The organism is Halomonas rhizosphaerae (assembly GCF_030012485.1).
In the GTDB taxonomy this organism is placed as follows: Bacteria; Pseudomonadota; Gammaproteobacteria; order Pseudomonadales; family Halomonadaceae; genus Halomonas; species Halomonas rhizosphaerae.
In genome coordinates, this window is sequence record NZ_JASCQQ010000007.1 from 62,369 (window position 1) to 83,105 (window position 20,737).

The 20,737-nt window shown below is 67.3% G+C and carries 15 protein-coding genes; 14 read left to right on the top strand and 1 reads right to left on the bottom strand.

The window, feature by feature from the left end; all coding sequences use genetic code 11:
- Nucleotides 1-89: 89 nt before the first annotated feature.
- Nucleotides 90-2,618, bottom strand: a complete 2,529-nt coding sequence (locus QLQ86_RS02705) for a penicillin-binding protein 1A (RefSeq protein ID WP_282734207.1) — start codon at nt 2,616-2,618, stop codon at nt 90-92.
- Nucleotides 2,619-2,883: 265 nt separating this feature from the next.
- Between QLQ86_RS02705 and pilM the strand changes: the two genes are divergently transcribed.
- The 14 genes from pilM (at nt 2,884) to eno (ending at nt 20,576) form a co-directional block, all read left to right on the top strand.
- Nucleotides 2,884-3,945 (top strand): type IV pilus assembly protein PilM, encoded by a 1,062-nt coding sequence (gene pilM / locus QLQ86_RS02710; protein ID WP_282734208.1) that lies wholly within the window; start codon nt 2,884-2,886, stop codon nt 3,943-3,945.
- On the top strand, nt 3,942-4,502 hold the full coding sequence (locus tag QLQ86_RS02715) for a PilN domain-containing protein (protein WP_282734209.1): 561 nt from the start codon (nt 3,942-3,944) through the stop codon (nt 4,500-4,502). The genes pilM and QLQ86_RS02715 overlap by 4 nt, the downstream gene beginning before the upstream one ends.
- Nucleotides 4,499-5,131: a type IV pilus inner membrane component PilO gene (locus QLQ86_RS02720; protein WP_282734210.1), complete on the top strand. Its 633-nt coding sequence runs from the start codon at nt 4,499-4,501 to the stop codon at nt 5,129-5,131. The genes QLQ86_RS02715 and QLQ86_RS02720 overlap by 4 nt, the downstream gene beginning before the upstream one ends.
- The gene (locus QLQ86_RS02725; protein ID WP_282734211.1) at nt 5,128-5,667 is read left to right on the top strand and encodes a pilus assembly protein PilP; all 540 of its coding nucleotides are present in this window, start codon (nt 5,128-5,130) and stop codon (nt 5,665-5,667) included. The genes QLQ86_RS02720 and QLQ86_RS02725 overlap by 4 nt, the downstream gene beginning before the upstream one ends.
- A 51-nt stretch (nt 5,668-5,718) precedes the next feature.
- The gene (gene pilQ / locus QLQ86_RS02730; RefSeq protein ID WP_282815829.1) at nt 5,719-7,836 is read left to right on the top strand and encodes a type IV pilus secretin PilQ; all 2,118 of its coding nucleotides are present in this window, start codon (nt 5,719-5,721) and stop codon (nt 7,834-7,836) included.
- Nucleotides 7,836-8,378, top strand: coding sequence for a shikimate kinase AroK (gene aroK / locus QLQ86_RS02735; RefSeq protein ID WP_282734213.1), 543 nt, complete (start codon nt 7,836-7,838; stop codon nt 8,376-8,378). The genes pilQ and aroK overlap by 1 nt, the downstream gene beginning before the upstream one ends.
- Nucleotides 8,379-8,382: 4 nt before the next feature.
- Nucleotides 8,383-9,489, top strand: coding sequence for a 3-dehydroquinate synthase (gene aroB / locus QLQ86_RS02740; protein WP_282815830.1), 1,107 nt, complete (start codon nt 8,383-8,385; stop codon nt 9,487-9,489).
- A gap of 186 nt (nt 9,490-9,675) precedes the next feature.
- On the top strand, nt 9,676-9,849 hold the full coding sequence (locus QLQ86_RS02745) for a hypothetical protein (RefSeq protein ID WP_282734215.1): 174 nt from the start codon (nt 9,676-9,678) through the stop codon (nt 9,847-9,849).
- A gap of 68 nt (nt 9,850-9,917) precedes the next feature.
- The gene (gene gltB / locus QLQ86_RS02750; RefSeq protein ID WP_282815831.1) at nt 9,918-14,366 is read left to right on the top strand and encodes a glutamate synthase large subunit; all 4,449 of its coding nucleotides are present in this window, start codon (nt 9,918-9,920) and stop codon (nt 14,364-14,366) included.
- Nucleotides 14,367-14,416: 50 nt separating this feature from the next.
- The gene (locus QLQ86_RS02755) at nt 14,417-15,838 is read left to right on the top strand and encodes an FAD-dependent oxidoreductase (RefSeq protein ID WP_282815832.1); all 1,422 of its coding nucleotides are present in this window, start codon (nt 14,417-14,419) and stop codon (nt 15,836-15,838) included.
- A gap of 112 nt (nt 15,839-15,950) precedes the next feature.
- Nucleotides 15,951-16,505 carry a cupin domain-containing protein gene (locus tag QLQ86_RS02760; RefSeq protein WP_282734218.1) on the top strand — a complete coding sequence of 185 codons (555 nt, stop codon included), beginning with the start codon at nt 15,951-15,953 and terminating at the stop codon, nt 16,503-16,505.
- Between the two features lie 216 nt (nt 16,506-16,721).
- Complete coding sequence (locus QLQ86_RS02765) at nt 16,722-18,377, top strand: CTP synthase (RefSeq protein WP_282815833.1); 1,656 nt, start codon at nt 16,722-16,724, stop codon at nt 18,375-18,377.
- Between the two features lie 14 nt (nt 18,378-18,391).
- Nucleotides 18,392-19,249 carry a 3-deoxy-8-phosphooctulonate synthase gene (gene kdsA / locus QLQ86_RS02770; protein ID WP_282815950.1) on the top strand — a complete coding sequence of 286 codons (858 nt, stop codon included), beginning with the start codon at nt 18,392-18,394 and terminating at the stop codon, nt 19,247-19,249.
- Between the two features lie 34 nt (nt 19,250-19,283).
- Nucleotides 19,284-20,576, top strand: coding sequence for a phosphopyruvate hydratase (gene eno, locus QLQ86_RS02775; protein ID WP_282734220.1), 1,293 nt, complete (start codon nt 19,284-19,286; stop codon nt 20,574-20,576).
- Nucleotides 20,577-20,737: the final 161 nt, after the last annotated feature.

Consider the following 20,737-nt stretch of genomic DNA (forward strand, 5'->3'; position numbering starts at 1 on the left):
CCGGATGTCGGTAGCTGCCCGAAGCGGCGTGCGAGGTTGCGCTGCCCGGACGGCGTCCCTGCCGCCCGGCGCGGGTTACGGGTGTCGGCCTAGAAGATGGCCTCGTAGGCGCCGGTGCCCTGGGAGCCACTCTCGCGCTCGACCTCACGCTCGACGCGACGCGACTGGAAGTCGGGCAGGTGGTCGGCCATGAACAGCTCCTCGATGCCGCCGCCCTGGCCATCGCGCAGCAGGCGTCCGGTGTCGGGGTCGACCCGCTCGGTGACCACGCTCTCCGGCCGCTCCGGCCAGCGCTCCGGCTGGTCCTCCAGGGCCTGGCCCATGAAGTCCATCCAGATCGGCAGGGCGGCCTGGGCGCCGTACTCGGCGGTGGAGGAGTTGTCGTCCTTGCCCACCCAGGCGGTGGACACCAGGTCGCTGTTGAAGCCGGCGAACCAGGCATCGCGCTGGTCGTTGGTGGTGCCCGTCTTGCCGACGATGTCGCCGCGGCCGAGTTCCAGGGCCTTGCGCGCGGTGCCTCGCTCGACCACGTCGCGCAGCATGTCGCGCAGGATGTAGACGGCGGCGGGATCGGCGACCCGGGGAGCGACCTCGAAGGTCTCGCCGTCGAGCTCGACGGTCTGCTCACCCTCGCGGCAGTCGCGGCAGGCGACGCGCGGGCTGGCCTCGTCGACGACCGTCGTGTCATCGCCGCGGGTCACCCGCTCGATGAACCAGGGTGACACCTGGAAGCCGCCGTTGGCCAGCACCGCATAGGCGTTGGTCATCTCCAGCGGGGTCAGGCTCGCGCTGCCCAGTGCCAGGGAGAGGCCGCGCGGCAGCTGATCGCCGGCGAAGCCGAAGCCCTGGAGGAACTCGATGGTGCGATCCAGTCCCAGGGACTGCAGCACGCGGATGGTGACCAGGTTGCGCGACCGCGCCAGGGCATCGCGCAGCCGGATCGGGCCGAGGAAGTCGCCGCTGGAGTTCGCCGGGCGCCACAGGTCGTTGCTGCCGTCCTGCATCACCACGGGGGCGTCATTGACCACGCTGGCCGGGTTCATCTCGCCGCTGTCCAGCGCCGCCAGGTAGACGAAGGGCTTGAAGATCGAGCCGGACTGGCGGCGGGCCTGGGTGGCGCGGTTGAACTTGCTGGCATCGAAGTCGAAGCCGCCCTGCAGGGCCAGGATGGCCCCGGTGTCGGGATCCATCGCCACCAGCGAGCCCTCGGCGTCGGGGCGCTGGGAGAGGCGCCAGCTGCCGTCTTCCCGCTGCAGGATGCGCACCAGGTCGCCGCGGCTGGCGATCTCGCCGGCCGCGCCCGGGGCGGCGCCCCGGCTATTGGCGCTGCGATAGGGGCGCGCCCACTCCAGGCCGGCCCAGTCGAGGGTGTGCAACTCGCCGCCGCGGGCCAGCACCCGCATCTCGCGGCCTTCGCTCTCCACCACGATGGCCGGCTGCAGGGGGCCATAGGCGGGGGTGCGCTCGAGCACCTGCAGCCAGTTGCTGACGTCGCCCTCGATACCCTCGACCTCGGTCTGGCTGCGCTCGGCGGCGCGCCGGGCGGTCTGCATGATCTCGGGCGACTCGGCGAGTTCCTCCTCCAGGCCCTCGCGTCCGGTCTGTTCCTGGGCCTCGGCCAGGCTGCGCGGGATGTCGGTCTGCTCTGGGCCGCGCCAGCCGTGCCGTGTGTCATATTCGATCAGGCCGCCGGCCAGAGCCTGGCCCGCCAGCGGCTGCAGCTCGCTGTCTAGGGTGGTGTGGATGCGATAACCGCCGGTGTAGGCCCGGTCGCCATAGCGTTCCACGGCGAACTGCCGGGCCATCTCGGCGACGTAGTCGGCCTCCACCTCGAGCTGGGCGAGGTGGCGCCGCGCGGTGACCGGGGCCTGCACGGCTTCCTCGTAGGCCGCCTGGTCGATGATCTCGAGCTCCCGCATGCGGAACAGGATCCAGTTGCGGCGGATCAGCGCCCGTTCGGCGTTGGCCAGCGGGTTGAAGGCGGAGGGCGCCTTGGGCAGGCCGGCGATCATCGCCGTCTCGGCCAGGGTCAGCTCGGCCAGCGGCCGGTCGTAGTAGACCTCCGCGGCGGCGGCGATGCCGTAGGCACGGTTGCCCAGGTAGATCTTGTTGACATAGAGCTCGAGGATCTCCTCCTTGGAGAGGATCTGCTCCATCTGCAGCGCCAGCAGGATCTCGCGGATCTTGCGGGTGAAGGTCCGGTCCAGAGTCAGCAGATAGTTGCGCGCCACCTGCATGGTGATGGTCGAGCCCCCGGACTGGATGTCGCCGCCGCTCGCGGCCAGTTCCACCGCGGCACGCGCCAGGCCCTTGGGGTCGACGCCACGGTGGTCGAAGTAGGTGGCATCCTCGGCGGCCAGCAGGGCCCCGATGAGCTCCTGGGGGATCTCCTCATACTCCACCGGCGTGCGGCGCTCCTCGCCAAACTCGCCGATCAGCTTGCCGTCGCGCGTGAGGATGCGCAGCGGGGTCTGCAGCTCGAAGTCCTGCAACTGGCGCACATCGGGCAGGCCGGGCGCGAAATAGAGCGCGGCACCCACCACGCCCAGCACCCCGGCGGCGGAGAGCGAGACCAGCAGCCAGAGGACGGAGACAACCAGGGTTCTGAGTAACTTCATGAAAACGCGGTATCCATGCTGGGAACGGGGGCGGAGTGGTGGCGATGAAAGTGGCCTTCCCTTGCGGCCGCCATTATAGGAAGCCGAGGGAGTGGTCACCAGCGTTGACGCGTGGCGACACCGTCATTCGTGTGAGATCCGGAAATATCATGTAACCTTCGATTACGGATCGGGTATGATGAGTTTCATCTGTTCCGCCCCGGTTCGGAGTGGATAATCATAATGAGCGGCACGCCGCATGGATCAGGCAGGGGCATGACTCAAGATGCGACTGAGAGCATCCGGCAAGGGACTGGTCGGTGTCGATATCACCTCGGCAACCGTCAAGGTCATCGAACTCAAACGCGCTGGTAGTCACTACCAGGTTGAAAGCTACGCCGTGCGGCCCCTGCGCGAAGGCGCCGTGATCGAGCGACGGATCCGCGACATGTCGGCCGTGGTGGACGCCCTCAAGCGCGCCGTGGACCATGCCCGGCCGGGGTCGCGCAACGCCGCCGTGGCCGTGCCGGCCAGTGCCGCCATCACCAAGACCCTTACTCTGCCCGCCTCGCTCGATGACGACGAGATCGAGGCGCGCATCCAGCTGGAATCTGACAAGCACATCCCGTTTCCGTTCAGCGAGGTCGCCTTCGACTTCCAGCGGCTGGGACTCAACTCGCGCTACGGCGACCAGCAGGACGTGCTGCTGGTCGCCTGTCGCCAGCAGGACGTCAACCAGCTGACCGAGGCCGTGCTGCAGGCCGGGCTCACCCCGGCGGCCGTGGATGTCGAGACTTTCGCCATGGAGCGCGCCTTCCAGGAGCTTCGCCACCAGCTGCCCACGGCCGAGGGCGAGCAGGAGTGCGTGGCCCTGGTGGACATCGGCGCCACCATGAACGCCTTCCATGTGCTGCGCGAGGGGCGCGTCACCTACAGTCGCGACACCGTGTTCGGTGGCCGCCAGCTGACCGACGAGATCCGCAACCGCTACGGGCTGACCCTCGAGGAGGCCGGCCTGGCCAAGAAGCGAGGCGGCCTGCCCGATGACTATCAGCGCAGCGTGCTCGACCCCTTCCTCGACACCCTGGTCCAGCAGGTGGGGCGCTCGCTGCAGCTCTACTATACCGCCGGGCGCAAGCAGGAGGTGCGGCGGATGATCCTGGCGGGCGGCACCAGCGTGCTGCCGGGGCTGGCGGAACGCCTGGCCGAGGAGAGCGGCATGGAGGTGGTGATCGCCAACCCCTTCCGGCGCATGAAGGTGAACCCCCGCATCGACGTCCCGACCCTGGCCGGTGATGCCCCGGCCATGCTCACGGCCTGCGGCTTGGCGATGAGGGTAGGCAAATGACCATCGAGATCAACCTGCTCCCCTGGCGGGAGGAAGTGCGTGCCCGGCGCAGCAAGCGGTTCTACCTGGCGCTGGCGTTGATGGCGCTGATCGGCCTCGGCGGCGGCTTTGGCATGACCTGGTACTACGAACAACGGTTGGCCGACCAGCAGCAGCGCCATCAGCTGATCAGTGCCCGCACCGCCGAGCTGGACCGTGACATCCGCGCGGTGAGCCAGTACGAGGAGCAGGTCACGTCGCTGAAGCGACAGATCGAGGTCTTCGAGCAGCTGCAGGTGGGGCGGCCGCAGACGGTTCATGTCTTCAACGCGCTGGCGGCGAGCCTGGAGGAGGGCGTCTACTACTCCGGGCTCAACCGCCAGGGCAGTCAGCTGCGGCTCACCGGCCTGGCCGAGGACAACCGTCGGGTCTCTGACCAGCTGCGCCAGCTGGAGGCCTCTCAGGTCTTCGACGTCCCGGTGCTCTCCGAGGTGGAATCCACCGACAACGAGATGCGTCGCTTCAACCTCAGCGTGAACCAGCAGATGCCCGACGGGGAAGGCACGGAGGCGCCATGAATCTGTCCACGGAAGTTCGTCGACTGCGCGACATGGATTGGGGGGAGCTGGACATCAAGGAGTCCGGTGGCTGGCCCTTCCTGCTGCAGCTGATCTGCTGTGTGCTGGTGCTGGGCCTGACCCTCGCCGGCATGTACTGGTACCTGGCCGCACCCAAGGTCGAGGAGCTCGAGCAGGCCCAGCGCGAGGAGCAGCGCCTGCTGCGCGACTACCGCAGCAAGTCGGCCCAGGCCGCCAACCTGCCGGCGCTGCGAGAACAGGTCGAGGAGCTCGACGAGCGGCTGGCGGGGCTGGTGGCCATGCTCCCGGGCGGTCCCGAGATCCCGTCGCTGATCGACGACATCAGTGAAACGGCCCTCGACAACCAGCTCTCCATCGACTTCATCCGCCTGCGCAGTCCCTCTCTCCAGGAGTTCTACACCGAACGCCCCTTCGATATCCGGGTGAACGGCGACTACCACCGCATCGCCTCCTTCATCGCCGGCGTCGCCGATTTGCCACGCATCGTCACCCAGCATGACTTCAGCCTGGCGCCGGTCGATGACGGCAACCGCCTGCAGCTGTCGATGCTGGCCAAGACCTACAGTTACCGCCCGCCCCAGGCCACCGCCGAGGAGGGAACGCCATGACTCACTGGCTGGCCAGAGGCGCCCTGGTGGCACTGCTGTTCACCCTGGGGGCCTGCCGCGACGCGAACCTGCCCGGCCTCGAGCGGGAGCTCGAGGCGATGCGGGTCGACCCCGGCGAGGTGAATCTGGAGCCGGTGCCGCCCATGCCGACCTACACCTCGGTGGATTACGACTTCGCCGACGAGCGCAGCCCCTTCCAGGCGCGCCTGCCGGAGCCCGAGGAGCTGCCCGGAGGCGGTGCCGACAGCGACCTGGCGCCGGACGAATCGCGCCCCAAGGAGCCGCTGGAGGCCTATGACCTGAGCGAGCTCGAGCTGGTGGGCACCCTCACGGTGGGCGGGCAGCCCTCGGCCCTGATCCAGGCGCCGGACGGCAAGGTGCATCGCCTGCGCACCGGCAACTACATGGGGTCCGACTTCGGACGCATCATCGGCATCACCGGAGCCTCGGTCCAGCTGGTGGAGATCGTGCCTACCGGGCGGGGCGGCTGGACCGAGCGCAGCACGCGGCTGACACTCGACGACTCGACAACATGACGCCATGCCGCCGGGCTGGAGGCGGCAGAGGCCAGCAGGGGGAAGGGAACAATGCAACCGATGATTCGTGGTCTCGCAATCGTGGCACTGCTGGCGGTCTCCACGGCCGCCATGGCGGCCTCCACCCTCACCGACCTGGCGTTCCGCCAGGGCAGTGACGGGGCACTGGAAGTGGATCTCGACTTCCGGGGTCCGGTGCCCGAGGTCCGCGGCTATCGCCTCGACGACCCGGCGCGGCTGACCATCGACCTGATGGAGACCGACAGCGCCCTGGAGCGCCGCCGCGAGGAGCTCGGCATCGGCGGGGTCGAGCGGGTCACGGCCCTGGAGGCCGGTTCGCGCACGCGGCTGGTCTTCGAGCTCGAGGGGCCCCTGCCCTACGACACCCGTCAGCAGGGCGACCGCCTGCGACTCTCCATCGGCGGCGGGGCCGGCCAGTCGCCGGCGGCCACGACCGCCTCGACCCCGGCATCCTCGACCGCCGCCGTCTCGGCGAGCCCGAGCCGGGATACCTCCTCGGCGTCCGGCGAGCCGAGCATCCAGGACATCGACTTCCGTCGCGGCGATGACGGGGCCGGGCGACTGGTCGTGACCTTCGACCGCAGTGGGGTGGATGCCCGGGTGCGCGAGAGTGGCCGCAACCGCATCGTCGCCGAGCTGCGCGGGGTCGAGCTGCCGTCCTCCCTGGACCAGGTCTATGACGTCAGCGACTTCGGCACGCCGCTGCGGCGCGTCACTCCGCGGGTGGGGCGTGATGGCGTCACCCTGGACATCAAGGGCGAGGGCGGCTTCGCCATGGTCTCTACCCAGAGCGGCCGCCGGCTGACCATCGAGGCCCAGCCGGTCACCCAGGCGGAGCGCGAGGAGCGCGTCCGCGAGCAGTTCCCCTACACCGGCGAGCGCATCACCCTGAACTTCCAGGACATCGAGGTGCGCTCGGTGCTGGCGATCATCGCCGACTTCACCGGCCTCAACCTGGTGGCCAGCGACAGCGTGACCGGTCGCGTCACCCTCAACCTGCAGGACGTGCCCTGGGACCAGGCCCTGGACCTGGTGCTCAAGAGCCACGGCCTGGCCAGCCGCCAGGAGGGCAACGTCATCGTGGTGGCCCCGGCCAGCGAGCTGGCGAACCTGGAGCGCCAGGAGCTGGAATCCCGCGAGCAGCTCGAGACGCTGGCCCCGCTGGAGACCGAGTACATCCAGGTGAAGTATGCCAAGGCCGAGGACATGGCCAATCTGCTGCGCGGTGGGGAGGGTTTCGGCCTGCTGACCGAGCGCGGGCGGGTAGCCGTCGACTCGCGCACCAACACCCTGCTGGTCCAGGATACCGCCGACCAGATCGGCAGCATTATCCAAACCCTGGAGCGCCTGGATATCGCCGTGCGCCAGGTGCAGATCGAGGCGCGCATCGTCATCGCCCGCGACAGTGCCACCCGCGAGCTGGGAGTGAACTGGGGTGTTTCAGGAAACCGTCCCCCTGGCAGTCGAGGTTTTAATGTAGGGGGAGCGGCATCTGGTAACAGCCCGGAGCAAGTATTTTTTGACCCCGTGGATGAAGAGCTCGTGTATCGCGAGAGAGGAGGGTTGGCAGTGGATCTTGGTGGAGATGGCCGCAATAACCTCTCATCCTTTGCCTTTGGCTATCTCTCCGGCGATATCTTGCTCGACCTGGAACTGCGCGCCCTGGAGAGCGAGGGCAAGAGCCAGACCATCTCCCAGCCGAGGGTGATCACCGCCAACCAGCGCACCGCGGTGATAAAGCAGGGTACCCAGATCCCCTATCAAGAGTCCGCTTCCAGCGGCGCCACCAACGTGGAGTTCGAGGAGGCGGTGCTGGCGCTGGAGGTGACGCCGCAGATCACCCCGGACAACCGCATCATCATGGACCTGGTGATCAACAACGATACGGTGGGGGAGCTCTTCAACGGTGTGCCCTCCATCGATACCAACGAGATCACCACCCAGGTGCTGGTGGACAACGGCGAGACCGTGGTGCTGGGCGGGATCCTCACCACCGAAGAGGTGCGCAGCCTGTTCAAGACGCCCTTCCTGGGGGATCTGCCGGTGCTGGGGAACCTCTTCCGCTATACCGAGAACACCAATGATAAGGTAGAGTTGCTGGTATTCATCACGCCCCGAATACTGGACGACAACCTGGCCATTCGCTGATGCAGGCACTTCCCAACCTGATACTGATCGGCCCCATGGGGGCCGGCAAGAGCACCATCGGCCGCCTTCTGGCGGCCGAACTGTCACGCGAGTTCTACGACAGCGACCACGAGATCCAGGCGCGCTGCGGCGCCGACATCCCGTGGATCTTCGATGTCGAGGGCGAGGCGGGCTTCCGTGACCGCGAGACCCAGATGATCCGCGAGCTGACCCGTCGCGAAGGCGTGGTCATCGCCACCGGTGGCGGTGCCGTGCTGCGCGAGGAAAACCGCCGGGTGCTGCGCGAGAGCGGTACCGTCATCTATCTGCTCACCACCGTGGAGCAGCAACTCAGGCGCACCGCCAAGGACCGCAACCGGCCGCTGCTGCAGCGCGGCGACCGTGAGCAGCTGCTGCGCGACATGTTCGCGCTGCGTGACCCCCTCTACCGCGCCACTGCCGATGTGGTGGTGCGCACCGACCGGCGCGGCCCCCGCGCCGTGGTCAACGAGATCGTGCGGCGCGTCACGCGCCTGGTCGATCCCCTGCAATGCAAGGCCTGACGCCATGAGCGATTCCCGCAATACCCCGTGCACCCTCGAGGTGGCGCTGGGCAGCCGCAGCTATCCCATCCATATCGGCCCCGGGCTGCTCGGCGATCCCCGGTGGCTTGCGCCGCACCTGGCCGGGCGCCAGGTCATGGTGGTCACCAACGAGACGGTGGCACCCCTCTATCTGTCGCGTCTCCGTCAGGGGCTCGCCGCCGACCTCGAGGTCCGCGAGCTGGTCCTGCCCGACGGCGAGGCCACCAAGACGCTGGCCAGCGTCGAGCGGATCTGGGATGCCCTGCTGGCGGCCGGGTTCAATCGTCGCTGCACCCTCATCGCCCTGGGCGGCGGGGTGATCGGCGACATGGTCGGCTTCGCCGCGGCCTGCTACCAGCGCGGCGTGGCCTTCGTGCAGGTGCCGACCACGCTGCTCGCCCAGGTCGACTCCTCGGTGGGCGGCAAGACGGGGGTCAACCATCCGCGGGGCAAGAACATGATCGGCGCCTTCTGGCAGCCGCGGGTGGTGCTGGTCGATACCGATACCCTGGTGACGCTACCGCCGCGGGAGCTCTCCGCGGGGCTCGCCGAGGTGATCAAGTACGGGCTGATCCGCGATGCCGACTTCCTGGCCTGGCTGGAAACCGAGATGGACGCGCTGCGCGGCCTCGATCCCGCCGCCCTGACCCGGGCCATCGAGCGCAGCTGTACCCTCAAGTCGCAGATCGTCGCCGAGGACGAGACCGAGCAGGGGGTGAGGGCACTGCTCAACCTGGGCCATACCTTCGGCCACGCCATCGAGGCCCACCAGGGCTACGGCAACTGGCTGCATGGCGAGGCCGTGGGCACCGGCATGCTGATGGCCGCCGAGCTCTCCTGCCGGCAGGGCTGGCTGAGCGACGAGGAGGTGGCGCGCACCCGGGCGATCATCGAGGCCGCGGCGCTGCCGTTGGCCGCCCCGGCCGAGATGTCGGTGGAGGACTTCCTCGCCATCATGCGCCTCGACAAGAAGAACCTCGACAGCCGCCTGCGCCTGATCCTGCTGCGCACGCTGGGCGAGGCCTGCATCCATGACGCGACCCCGCCCGAGACTCTGGCCGCCCTGCTCGAGGCGTTCCCGCGCCGCTGACGCCCGCCTGCACCTGCGTGTCCGCCGACGCCCGCCCTGTGCGGGCGTCGTCGTGTTAGGGGGGGAGCGGCGACTTTCGGGCACAAGTATCTGCATGGCATATGCCGGATCGGCATGGGGAAATGGCAAGCATATAGACCAAAGTCTAATGCGCTTTCCAGCGCGTTGAAGGAGCGTCGTTGGGCCTTGCAAGCCATTGAGTTAATGGGTTTTTTTGATTTACTTGCGGTGCAAGTGGTGGATTTGTCGATGGTTTTTCATGGCGTTCCCGGGGCGAAATATTGCGCGGTGGGGGTGCCTCTGGCTATGCTGGTCGGCCTTTTGTCGAGCAGTCGTGCAGCCGTTTCGGGCGCCGCATGATAAAAGAAAAACCTATAATCATATCATGTGATGACTGCCAAAAAAACCCTTCAACCCGAGGCACGCCCATGAACAGAGGTCTTCATCAGCCCGGCGAGTTCCGTGACAACTGCGGGTTCGGCCTGATCGCCCATATGGAAGGCCAGGCCAGTCACGACCTGCTCAAGACCGCCATCGAGTCCCTGACCTGCATGACCCACCGTGGCGGCATTGCGGCCGATGGCAAGACCGGCGATGGCTGTGGGCTGCTGCTGCAGATGCCCGATGCCTTCATGCGCGAAGTCGCCAAGGCATCTCTCGATGTCGAGTTGGGCGAACACTACGCCGTGGGCGTGGTCTTCCTGCCCGACGACGACGCCCGCGAGGCCCGCGGCCGCGAGACCCTGGTCGCCGAACTCGAGGCGCGTGGCCTGCGGGTTGCCGGCTGGCGCGACGTGCCGGTGGATGCCAGCGTCTGCGGGCCCATGGCGCTGGACTGCCTGCCGCGGATCCGCCAGTTGTTCGTCGAGCCGGGCGATGGCGAGGCCGGCCACTTCGATGTGGATCTGTTCATGGCCCGCCGCCGCGCCGAGGAGAAGCTGCGTGACGACGAGGACTTCTATGTCTGCTCGCTTTCCCGCGAGGTGGTCTCCTACAAGGGGCTGATGATGCCGGTGGACCTGCCGGCCTTCTATCCCGACCTGGGTGACGAGCGCCTGGAGACGGCGATCTGTGTCTTCCATCAGCGATTCTCGACCAACACCGCGCCACGCTGGCCGCTGGCCCAGCCGTTCCGCCTGCTGGCCCACAACGGCGAGATCAATACCGTGGAGGCCAACCGCGGCTGGGCCAACTCGCGCAAGGAGAACTTCGTCAACGAGCGGTTGCCCGAGATCGCCGGGCTCGACGAGATCGTCAACACCTCCGGCTCGGACTCCTCGAGCATGGACAACATGCTCGAGGTGCTGCTCACCGGGGGCATGGAACTGCATCGTGCGGTGCGCATGATGGTGCCGCCGGCCTGGCAGAACGTGGAACTGATGGACGGCGACCTGCGCGCCTTCTACGAATACAACTCCATGCACATGGAGCCCTGGGATGGCCCCGCCGGGGTGGTGATGACCGATGGTCGCCAGGCCGTCTGCATGCTCGACCGCAACGGGCTGCGCCCGGCCCGCTGGGTGATCACTCGCAATGGCTACATCACTCTGGCCTCGGAGATCGGCACCTACGGCTACAAGCCCGAGGACGTGGTGGCCAAGGGCCGCGTCGGCCCGGGCCAGATACTGGCCGTGGATACCGAGACCGGTGAGGTGCTGCATACCTCGGACATCGACGAGCGCCTCAAGTCCGCCTATCCCTACAAGCGCTGGCTGAAAGAGGAGGCCCAGTACCTGGAGTCGGCGCTGACCGAGCTCGCCAGCTTCCAGAACATGGATCCCGAGGCCCTGCTCACCCAGCAGAAGATGTTCCAGGTCAGCTTCGAGGAGCGCGACCAGGTGCTGCGGCCGCTGGCCGAGAGCGGCCAGGAAGCGGTGGGCTCCATGGGCGACGACACCCCCATGGCGGTGCTCTCCGGCAAGCAGCGGCTGCTCACCGACTACTTCCGCCAGAAGTTCGCCCAGGTCACCAACCCGGCCATCGACCCGCTGCGCGAGGCGATCGTGATGTCGCTGGAGACCTGCATCGGCGCAGAGCTCAATGTCTTCAAGGCGACCCCGGAGCACGCCCATCGCATCATCCTGACCACGCCGATCCTCTCGCCGCGCAAGTACGCCGCCCTGGTGAACCAGGACGACCCGGCCTTCGCCAGCCATACCCTGTCGCTGGGCTACGATCCCCAGGAGATCGGCCTCAAGGGCGCGATCCAGGAGCTCTGCCGCCAGGCCGAGCAGGCGGTCAACGACGGCAAGGTGATCCTGGTGCTCTCTGACGCCGAGCTGGGGAAGGGGCTGGTGCCCATCCATGCGGCGCTGGCCGTGGGCGCGGTTCACCATCATTTGGGCCGCCTGGCCCTGCGCCCGCGCTGTAACATCGTGGTGGAGACCGGCTATGCCCGCGATGCCCACCAGATGGCGGTACTGTTCGGGGTGGGGGCCACGGCGGTCTTTCCCTGGCTGGCCTACCAGGTCATGGCCGACATGCACCACACTGGCGAGCTGGTCGGCAACCCCGCCGATGCCCGGGAAAACTACCGCAAGGGCCTGCAGAAGGGGCTGTTCAAGATCCTCTCCAAGATGGGCATCTCGACGCTCGCCTCCTACCGTGGCTCCCAGCTCTTCGAGGCGGTGGGCCTCTCCTCTGAGGTGGTCGACCTGTGCTTCACCGGCATGGCCTCGCGCATCGAGGGCACCGGCTTCAGCGAGCTGCAGCTGCAACAGGAACTGCTAGGGCGCGAGGCCTGGACGCCACGCAAGGGAGTCTCCCAGGGCGGCCTGATGAAGTACGTCCATGGCCACGAGTACCACGCCTACAACCCCGATGTGGTCATGGCGCTGCAGGAGGCCGTCCAGGAGGGCGACTACGCCAAGTGGAAGAAGTTTGCCCGGCTGGTCAACGAGCGCTCGCCGGCCACCCTGCGTGACCTCTTGAAGCTCCGGCCCGCCGCCGAGCCGCTGCCGATGGAGGAGGTCGAGGCGGTCGAGGACCTGCTGCCGCGCTTCGACAGCGCCGGGATGAGTCTGGGCGCGCTGTCGCCGGAGGCCCACGAGGCCCTGGCCCAGGCCATGAACGAGGCCGGCGGGCGCTCCAACTCCGGCGAAGGGGGCGAGGATCCGGCCCGCTACGGCACCATCCGCTCCTCCAAGATCAAGCAGATCGCCTCCGGGCGCTTTGGCGTGACCCCGGCCTACCTGGTCAACGCCGAGGTGCTGCAGATCAAGGTGGCCCAGGGCGCCAAGCCCGGCGAGGGCGGGCAGCTGCCCGGCGGCAAGGTCAACGAGCTGATCGCCCGGCTGCGCTACTCGGTGCCCGGCGTGACCCTGATCTCGCCGCCGCCGCATCACGACATCTACTCCATCGAGGACCTGGCGCAGCTGATCTTCGACTTGAAGCAGGTCAATCCCGATGCCCAGGTCTCGGTGAAGCTGGTCTCCGAGCCCGGCATCGGCACCATCGCCACCGGCGTGGCCAAGGCCTATGCCGACCTGATCACTGTCTCCGGCTACGACGGCGGTACCGCGGCGAGCCCGCTGACCTCGATCAAGCACGCTGGCAGCCCCTGGGAACTCGGCCTGCCCGAGGTGCACCAGGCGCTGCGCATCAACGGCCTTCGCGACAAGATTCGCCTGCAGACCGATGGTGGCCTGAAGACCGGCCTCGACGTGGTGAAGGCGGCGATCCTCGGTGCCGAGAGCTTCGGCTTCGGCACCGCGCCCATGGTGGCGCTGGGCTGCAAGTACCTGCGTATCTGCCACCTCAACAATTGCGCCACCGGCGTGGCCACCCAGATGCAGTACCTGCGCGACGAGCACTTCCGCGGCACCGTGGACATGGTCAAGCACTACTTCCGCTTCATCGCCGAGGAGGTGCGCGAGCTGATGGCATTGCTGGGTGTGCGTCGTCTCACCGACCTGATCGGCCGCACCGATCTGCTGGAGGTGCTGGAGGGCGTCACCGCCTCCCAGCGCAAGCTCGACCTGTCGGGGCTGCTGGGCAACGACTTCGTGCCGGAAGACGCGCCGCAGTTCTGCACGGTCAGCCGCAACGTGCCCCACGACCCGGGGGCCAAGAATCAGGAGGTACTCGAGGGGCTGCGCGATGCCATCGAGGCGCGGTCTGGAGGCGAGTTCGCCTTCACCATCACCAACTGCGACCGCAGCGTCGGGGCGCTGACCTCCGGGGCCATCGCCAAGCGCTACGGCGAGGCGGGGCTCGAGGACGCGCCGGTCACCGCGCGCTTCACCGGCGTGGCCGGCCAGAGCTTCGGCGTCTGGAATGCCCGCGGCCTCAACCTCTACCTGGAGGGTGATGCCAACGACTATGTCGGCAAGGGCATGAACGGCGGCAAGGTGGTGATCGTGCCGCCGGCCAGCAGCGCCTTCGAGAGCCACCGGACCGCCATCGTCGGCAATACCTGCCTCTACGGCGCCACCGGCGGCAAGCTGTTCGCCGCCGGTACCGCCGGCGAGCGCTTCGGGGTGCGCAACTCCGGCGCCCATGCGGTGATCGAGGGTGCCGGCGACCATTGCTGCGAGTACATGACCGGGGGCATGGTCTGCGTGCTCGGCGAGGTGGGCGTCAACTTCGGCGCGGGCATGACCGGCGGCTTCGCCTATGTGCTCGACGAGGACCGCACCTTCGTCGACAAGTACAATCATGAACTGGTGGAGATCCACCGGGTGAACACCGAGGCCATGGAGGCCTATCGGCGTCATCTGCGGGAGATCATCGAGGAGTACGTGGCCGAGACCGGCTCCGCGCGCGGCCGCGCGATCCTCGAGGACTTCAGCGACTTCGTCCGTCACTTCTGGCTGGTGAAGCCCAAGGCCGCGAGCCTGGGCAGTCTGCTGGCTGAATCCCGGCGTCGACCGGAATAAGTGACTGTCGAGACGACGATATCGCCACGCAGAGACCAGGAGAAGAGACCATGGCTAACCGCTTGAGCAACGATTTCCAGTTCATCGACGTGGGTCGGCAGGACCCGCAGAAGAAGGATGCGCGCACCCGGGCCAGGGAGTTCGCCGAGATCTACGAACCCTACAAGCCCCAGGAGGCGGCCAGCCAGGCGCATCGCTGCCTGCACTGCGGCAATCCCTACTGCGAGTGGAAGTGTCCGGTGCACAACTACATCCCCAACTGGCTGCAGCTGGTCAGCGAGGGCAACATCCTCGAGGCCGTGGAGCTGTGCCACAAGACCAACTCCTTGCCCGAGGTGTGCGGGCGGGTCTGCCCCCAGGATCGGCTCTGCGAGGGCGACTGCACCCTCAACGACGGCTTCGGCGCGGTGACCATCGGCTCGGTGGAGAAGTACATCACCGATACGGCCTTCGCCATGGGCTGGCGCCCGGACCTCTCCCGCGTCACCCCGACCGGCCGCAAGGTGGCGGTGATCGGTGCCGGCCCCGCGGGACTGGGCTGCGCCGATATCCTGGTCCGCAACGGCGTCAAGCCGGTAGTGTTCGACAAGTATCCGGAAATCGGCGGGCTGCTGACCTTCGGCATTCCCGAGTTCAAGCTCGACAAGACGGTGATGGAGCGCCGTCGGGCGGTCTTCGAGGAGATGGGCATGGAGTTCTGCCTCGGCGTCGAGGTGGGCAAGGACGTCGAGTTCGACCGCCTGCTCGAGGAGTACGATGCCGTCTTCCTGGGCATGGGTACCTACAAGTACATGGAGGGCGGTTTCCCCGGCGAGGACCTGCCCGGCGTGCACAAGGCCCTCGACTACCTGATCGCCAACGTCAACCACTGCCTGGGCTTCGAGAAGGATCCCCGGGAGTTCACCTCGCTGAAGGGTCAGCGCGTGGTGGTGCTGGGCGGCGGCGATACCGCCATGGACTGCAACCGCACGGCCATCCGCCAGGGTGCTACCAGCGTGACCTGTGCCTATCGCCGTGACGAGGAGAACATGCCCGGCTCCAAGCGCGAGGTGGCCAACGCCCGCGAGGAGGGGGTGGAGTTCCTCTTCAACCGCCAGCCGGTGGCGGTGGTCGGCGAGGGCAAGGTCGAGGGTGTCAAGGTGGTGCGCACCCGCCTGGGCGAGCCCGACGAGAACGGCCGGCAGCGCCCGGAAGTGGTACCCGGCTCCGAGGAGATCATCCCCGCCGACGCGGTGGTGGTGGCCTTCGGCTTCCAGCCGAGCCCGGCGCCCTGGTTCGAGACGGTGGGCATCGAGCTCGACGAGCGCGGCCGGGTCAAGGCGCCCGAGGAAGGGGGCGCCCATGCCTTCCAGACCACCAACGAGAAGATCTTCGCCGGCGGCGACATGGTGCGCGGCTCCGACCTGGTGGTCACCGCCATCTACGAGGGACGCCAGGCCGGTGAGGGCATCCTCGATTACCTCGGCGTGTAACGGCGAGCCGTTCCTCACGCCCACTCAGCGCCCCGGCCAACGTCGGGGCAGCTGCATGGCGGCGGGACGCTTCATCTAGACTCTTCCCATAGCCATTGCTCAGGAGGCGTTCATGGAGACGACGCTGGCCACCCTGGGGCTTGCAGCGGCGGAAAGCGGGCCGCTCGCGCCTGAACGGATGACGTTCGCCGATGATGGGAGCATCCCCAATACACTGTTGGCGACGCTGCTGTTTCGCTCGCGGGGGCTCGATTCGCGGCTCGACCGGGAGGCCGTGGCCCACGGCTTCGAGCGGGTCTTTGCCACCAGTGGCTGGCGGCCGAGCTGGCGCGGCGGCGTCTATCCCTATCACCACTATCATTCCATCGCCCACGAGGCCTTCGGCGTGCTGTCGGGGTGGGGCCGGTTGCGACTGGGCGGTGAGCAGGGAGAGGACGTCGACATCCGTGCCGGCGATGCGCTGGTGCTGCCGGCGGGCACCGGGCATTGCCACCTCCAGGCGAGCGATGATTTCCTGCTGCTCGCCGCCTATCCCGAGGATCAGCGCGAGCTCGACCTGATCCGTGCCGACCCCGCCGAGCATGATGCGGCGGTGTCACGCATCACCAAGGTGTCACGCCCCGAGCGCGACCCGCTGGGTGGCGAGATGAGGCACTGGTGGCCATGATGGCACCCCTCCGGTAGGGCTATCGCCGTCAGCGGCATGAGGCGAGGGCGTTCCGGCGCCGCCCATCGCGTGGGCGCTGATTGATGATTGTCTCCAGCGGATTCACCATGCTGCTCGGCGCTGAAATTGAGCCTTTGGTCGCATTCTGCTAGTCTGTCGTCCCATCCTGGCGCGGCTTCCTGCCGTGCCTACCGATCACGTTTCGACAGGTTCTTCATGACACGATATATCTTCGTGACCGGCGGCGTTGTGTCCTCACTCGGCAAGGGCATCGCGTCGGCCTCGCTGGCGGCGATTCTCGAGGCGCGCGGCCTCAAGGTCACCATGCTCAAGCTCGATCCCTACATCAACGTGGATCCGGGCACCATGAGCCCCTTCCAGCACGGCGAGGTGTTCGTCACCGAGGATGGCGCCGAGACCGACCTGGACCTCGGTCACTACGAGCGCTTCATCCGCACGAAGATGACCCAGGCCAACAACTTCACCACCGGGCGCGTCTACGAGAACGTGCTGCGCAAGGAGCGCCGCGGCGACTACCTGGGCGGCACCGTGCAGGTGATCCCGCATATCACCGACGAGATCAAGCGCCGCGTCTATGCCGGCGGTGAGGGCTTCGACGTGGCGCTGGTGGAGATCGGCGGCACCGTGGGCGACATCGAGTCGCTGCCCTTCCTGGAGTCGATCCGCCAGATCAGAAGCGAGCTGGGCGCGAGCCGCGCGATCTTCATGCACCTGACGTTAGTGCCCTATATCAAGACGGCGGGGGAGACCAAGACCAAGCCGACCCAGCACAGCGTCAAGGAGCTTCGCTCCATCGGCATCCAGCCGGACATCCTGATCTGTCGCAGCGAGGTGGAGCTCGAGGAGAGCGAGCGGCGCAAGATCGCGCTGTTCACCAACGTCGAGGAGCGGGCCGTCATCCCGCTGCAGGACGCCGACACCATCTATCGCATCCCGCTGATGCTCCACGAGCAGGGCCTCGACGATATCGTCTGCGACAAGCTGCGCCTCGAGGCGCACGAGGCCGACCTCGGCGAGTGGGTGCACGTGCTCGATGCCAAGCTCAATCCGCTGAAGTCGATCAACATCGCCATGGTCGGCAAGTACATGGAACTGCTCGACGCCTACAAGTCGCTCAACGAAGCGCTGATCCATGCCGGTATCCAGACCCGGGTGAAGGTCAACGTCGACTATATCGACTCCGAGGACATCGAGCGCCATGGCACCGAGCGCCTGGCCGGCAAGGATGCCATCCTGGTGCCCGGCGGCTTCGGCGAGCGCGGCGTGGAAGGCAAGATCGCCACCGCCCGCTTTGCCCGCGAGAGCGGCATTCCCTATCTCGGCATCTGCCTCGGCATGCAGGTAGCGGTGATCGAGTTCGCCCGCCATGTAGCCGGCTGGGAGGATGCCAATTCCACCGAGTTTACCCACGACACCATGCATCCGGTGGTCGGTCTGATCACCGAATGGCTCAGCCCCGAGGGCAAGGTCGAGCTGCGCGATGAAGCCTCGGACCTCGGCGGCACCATGCGCCTGGGCGGCCAGGTCTGCCAGCTCAAGGCCGGCAGCCGGGCGCGCGAGGCCTATGGCAGCGACGAGATCGTCGAGCGCCATCGCCATCGCTTCGAGGTGAACAACCAGTTCATCGACGACCTGGAGGAGGCCGGCCTGGTGGTCTCCGGCAAGAGCGTCGACAACTCCCTGGTGGAGATGGTCGAGCTGCCGGATCACCCCTGGTACGTTGCCTGCCAGTTCCACCCGGAGTTCACCTCCACGCCGCGTGACGGCCATCCGCTGTTCACCGGCTTCGTCAATGCGGCGCTGGAGCACAAGGCGGCACGCATCCGTGCCCAGTCCTCCCATCAGGAGTGAGGCCCATGTCCGTGATGAGCGAGTCCGACCCCGAACGCCATATTGAATTCGCCGGCCTGCAGGCCGGCAATTCGTTGCCGCTGATGCTGCTGGGCGGCATGAACGTGCTGGAGTCCCGCGAACTGGCCCTGGAGGTCGCCGAGACCTATGTGGAGGTGACGAGCCGCCTCGGCATGCCCTTCGTCTTCAAGGCGAGCTTCGACAAGGCCAACCGCAGCTCCATCCACTCCTTCCGCGGCCCCGGCCTGGAGAAGGGGCTTGCGATCCTGGCCGAGGTGAAGGCGCGCTTCGGAGTGCCGATCATCACCGACGTCCACGAACCCTGGCAGGCCGAGCCCGCGGCCGAGGTCGCCGACATCATCCAGCTGCCGGCCTTCCTGGCGCGCCAGACCGACCTGGTGGTGGCCATGGCCGCGACCGGGGCGGTGATCAATATCAAGAAGCCGCAGTTCCTGGCGCCCCATGAGGTGCGCCACATCATTCGCAAGTGCGAGGAGGCCGGCAACGACAGGCTGCTGCTGTGCGAGCGCGGCGCCAGCTTCGGCTATAACAACCTGGTCGTCGACATGCTTGGCTTCGGTGACATGAAGCAGACCGGATATCCCGTCTTCTTCGATGTCACCCACTCCCTGCAGCGCCCGGGCGGCCGGGCCGATAGCGCCGGCGGGCGGCGGCAGCAGGTGGCCGAGCTGGCCCGAGCCGGGGTGGCGGTCGGCCTGGCCGGCCTCTTCCTGGAGGCCCACCCCGACCCCGACAACGCCAAGTGCGACGGCCCCTGTGCCCTGCCGCTGGATCGCCTCGAGCCCTTCCTGGCCCAGCTGAAGGCCGTCGATGAGCTGGTGAAGGGATTTGCCCCGCTCGAGATTTCCTGATTTCCCCCACGCTGACACGACAAGGACCCACAAGATGACCAAGATCGTCGAACTCCGTGCCCTCGAGGTGCTCGATTCACGCGGCAACCCCACCGTGCAGGCCGAAGTACGCCTGGAAAGCGGCGCCGTGGGCGTGGCCTGTGCGCCCAGCGGGGCCTCCACCGGCTCCCGCGAGGCCCTGGAGCTGCGTGACGGCGACAAGAGCCGCTACCTCGGCAAGGGCGTACTGAAGGCCGTCGAGGCCGTCAACACGACCATCCGAGAGCGCCTGGTGGGCATGGATGCCCGTGACCAGCGCGGGCTGGACGACGCCATGCTGGTGCTGGACGGCACCGACAACAAGGCATCGCTTGGCGCCAATGCCATCCTGGCGGTGTCGCTGGCGGCGGCCAAGGCCGCGGCCAACGCCAAGGGCATGCCGCTCTACGCCCATATCGCCGAGCTCTACGGCCAGCCCGGAAAGTACCTGATGCCGGTGCCGATGATGAACATCCTCAACGGCGGCGAGCATGCCGACAACAACGTCGACATCCAGGAGTTCATGATCCAGCCGGTGGGCGCCCCGAGCTTCCGCGAGGGCCTGCGCATGGGCGCCGAGATCTTCCATGCCCTGAAGAAGGTGCTCTCGGCCCGGGGGCTTGCCACCTCGGTGGGCGACGAGGGCGGCTTCGCGCCGAACCTCGACTCCAATGCCGAGGCCCTGGCGGTGATCCAGCAGGCCGTGGCCGACGCCGGCTACCGTCTGGGCGACGACGTGACCCTGGCGCTGGACTGCGCCTCGTCCGAGTTCTACCGGGACGGCAAGTACGACCTCTCCGGTGAAGGCAAGAGCTTCGACGCCGCCGGCTTCGTCGACTACCTGGCCGAGCTCTGCGAGCAGTTCCCGATCGTCTCCATCGAGGATGGCATGGACGAGTCCGACTGGGACGGCTGGAAGGCGCTGACCGACCGGTTGGGCGACAAGGTCCAGCTGGTGGGCGATGACCTCTTCGTCACCAATACCCGCATCCTGAAGCGCGGCATCGACGAGCAGATCGGCAACTCCATCCTGATCAAGTTCAACCAGATCGGCTCGCTCTCCGAGACCCTGGAGGCGATCCGCATGGCCCAGGATGCCGGCTTTACCGCGGTGATCTCCCATCGCTCCGGCGAGACCGAGGACACTACCATCGCGGATCTCGCCGTGGGCACCAGCGCCGGCCAGATCAAGACCGGCTCGCTGAGCCGCTCGGACCGCGTCGCCAAGTACAACCGGCTGCTGGTGATCGAGCAGGAGCTGGACGGCCAGGTGGCGTACCCGGGGCGCACCGCGATCAAGGGGCAATAAGCGAACAGCGTTGCCTTCTGCGTGACCTCCTGTAGGAGATCGCCTACAGGGTAGCGAAGAGATCCGCCATCCCTGCGTCGGAAAGGCCCGACCCTTCACGGAGTCGGGTCTTTTCATTTCATTGATTTACAAGGGTTTTTCCCAGACAGCGCTGGCAGGGC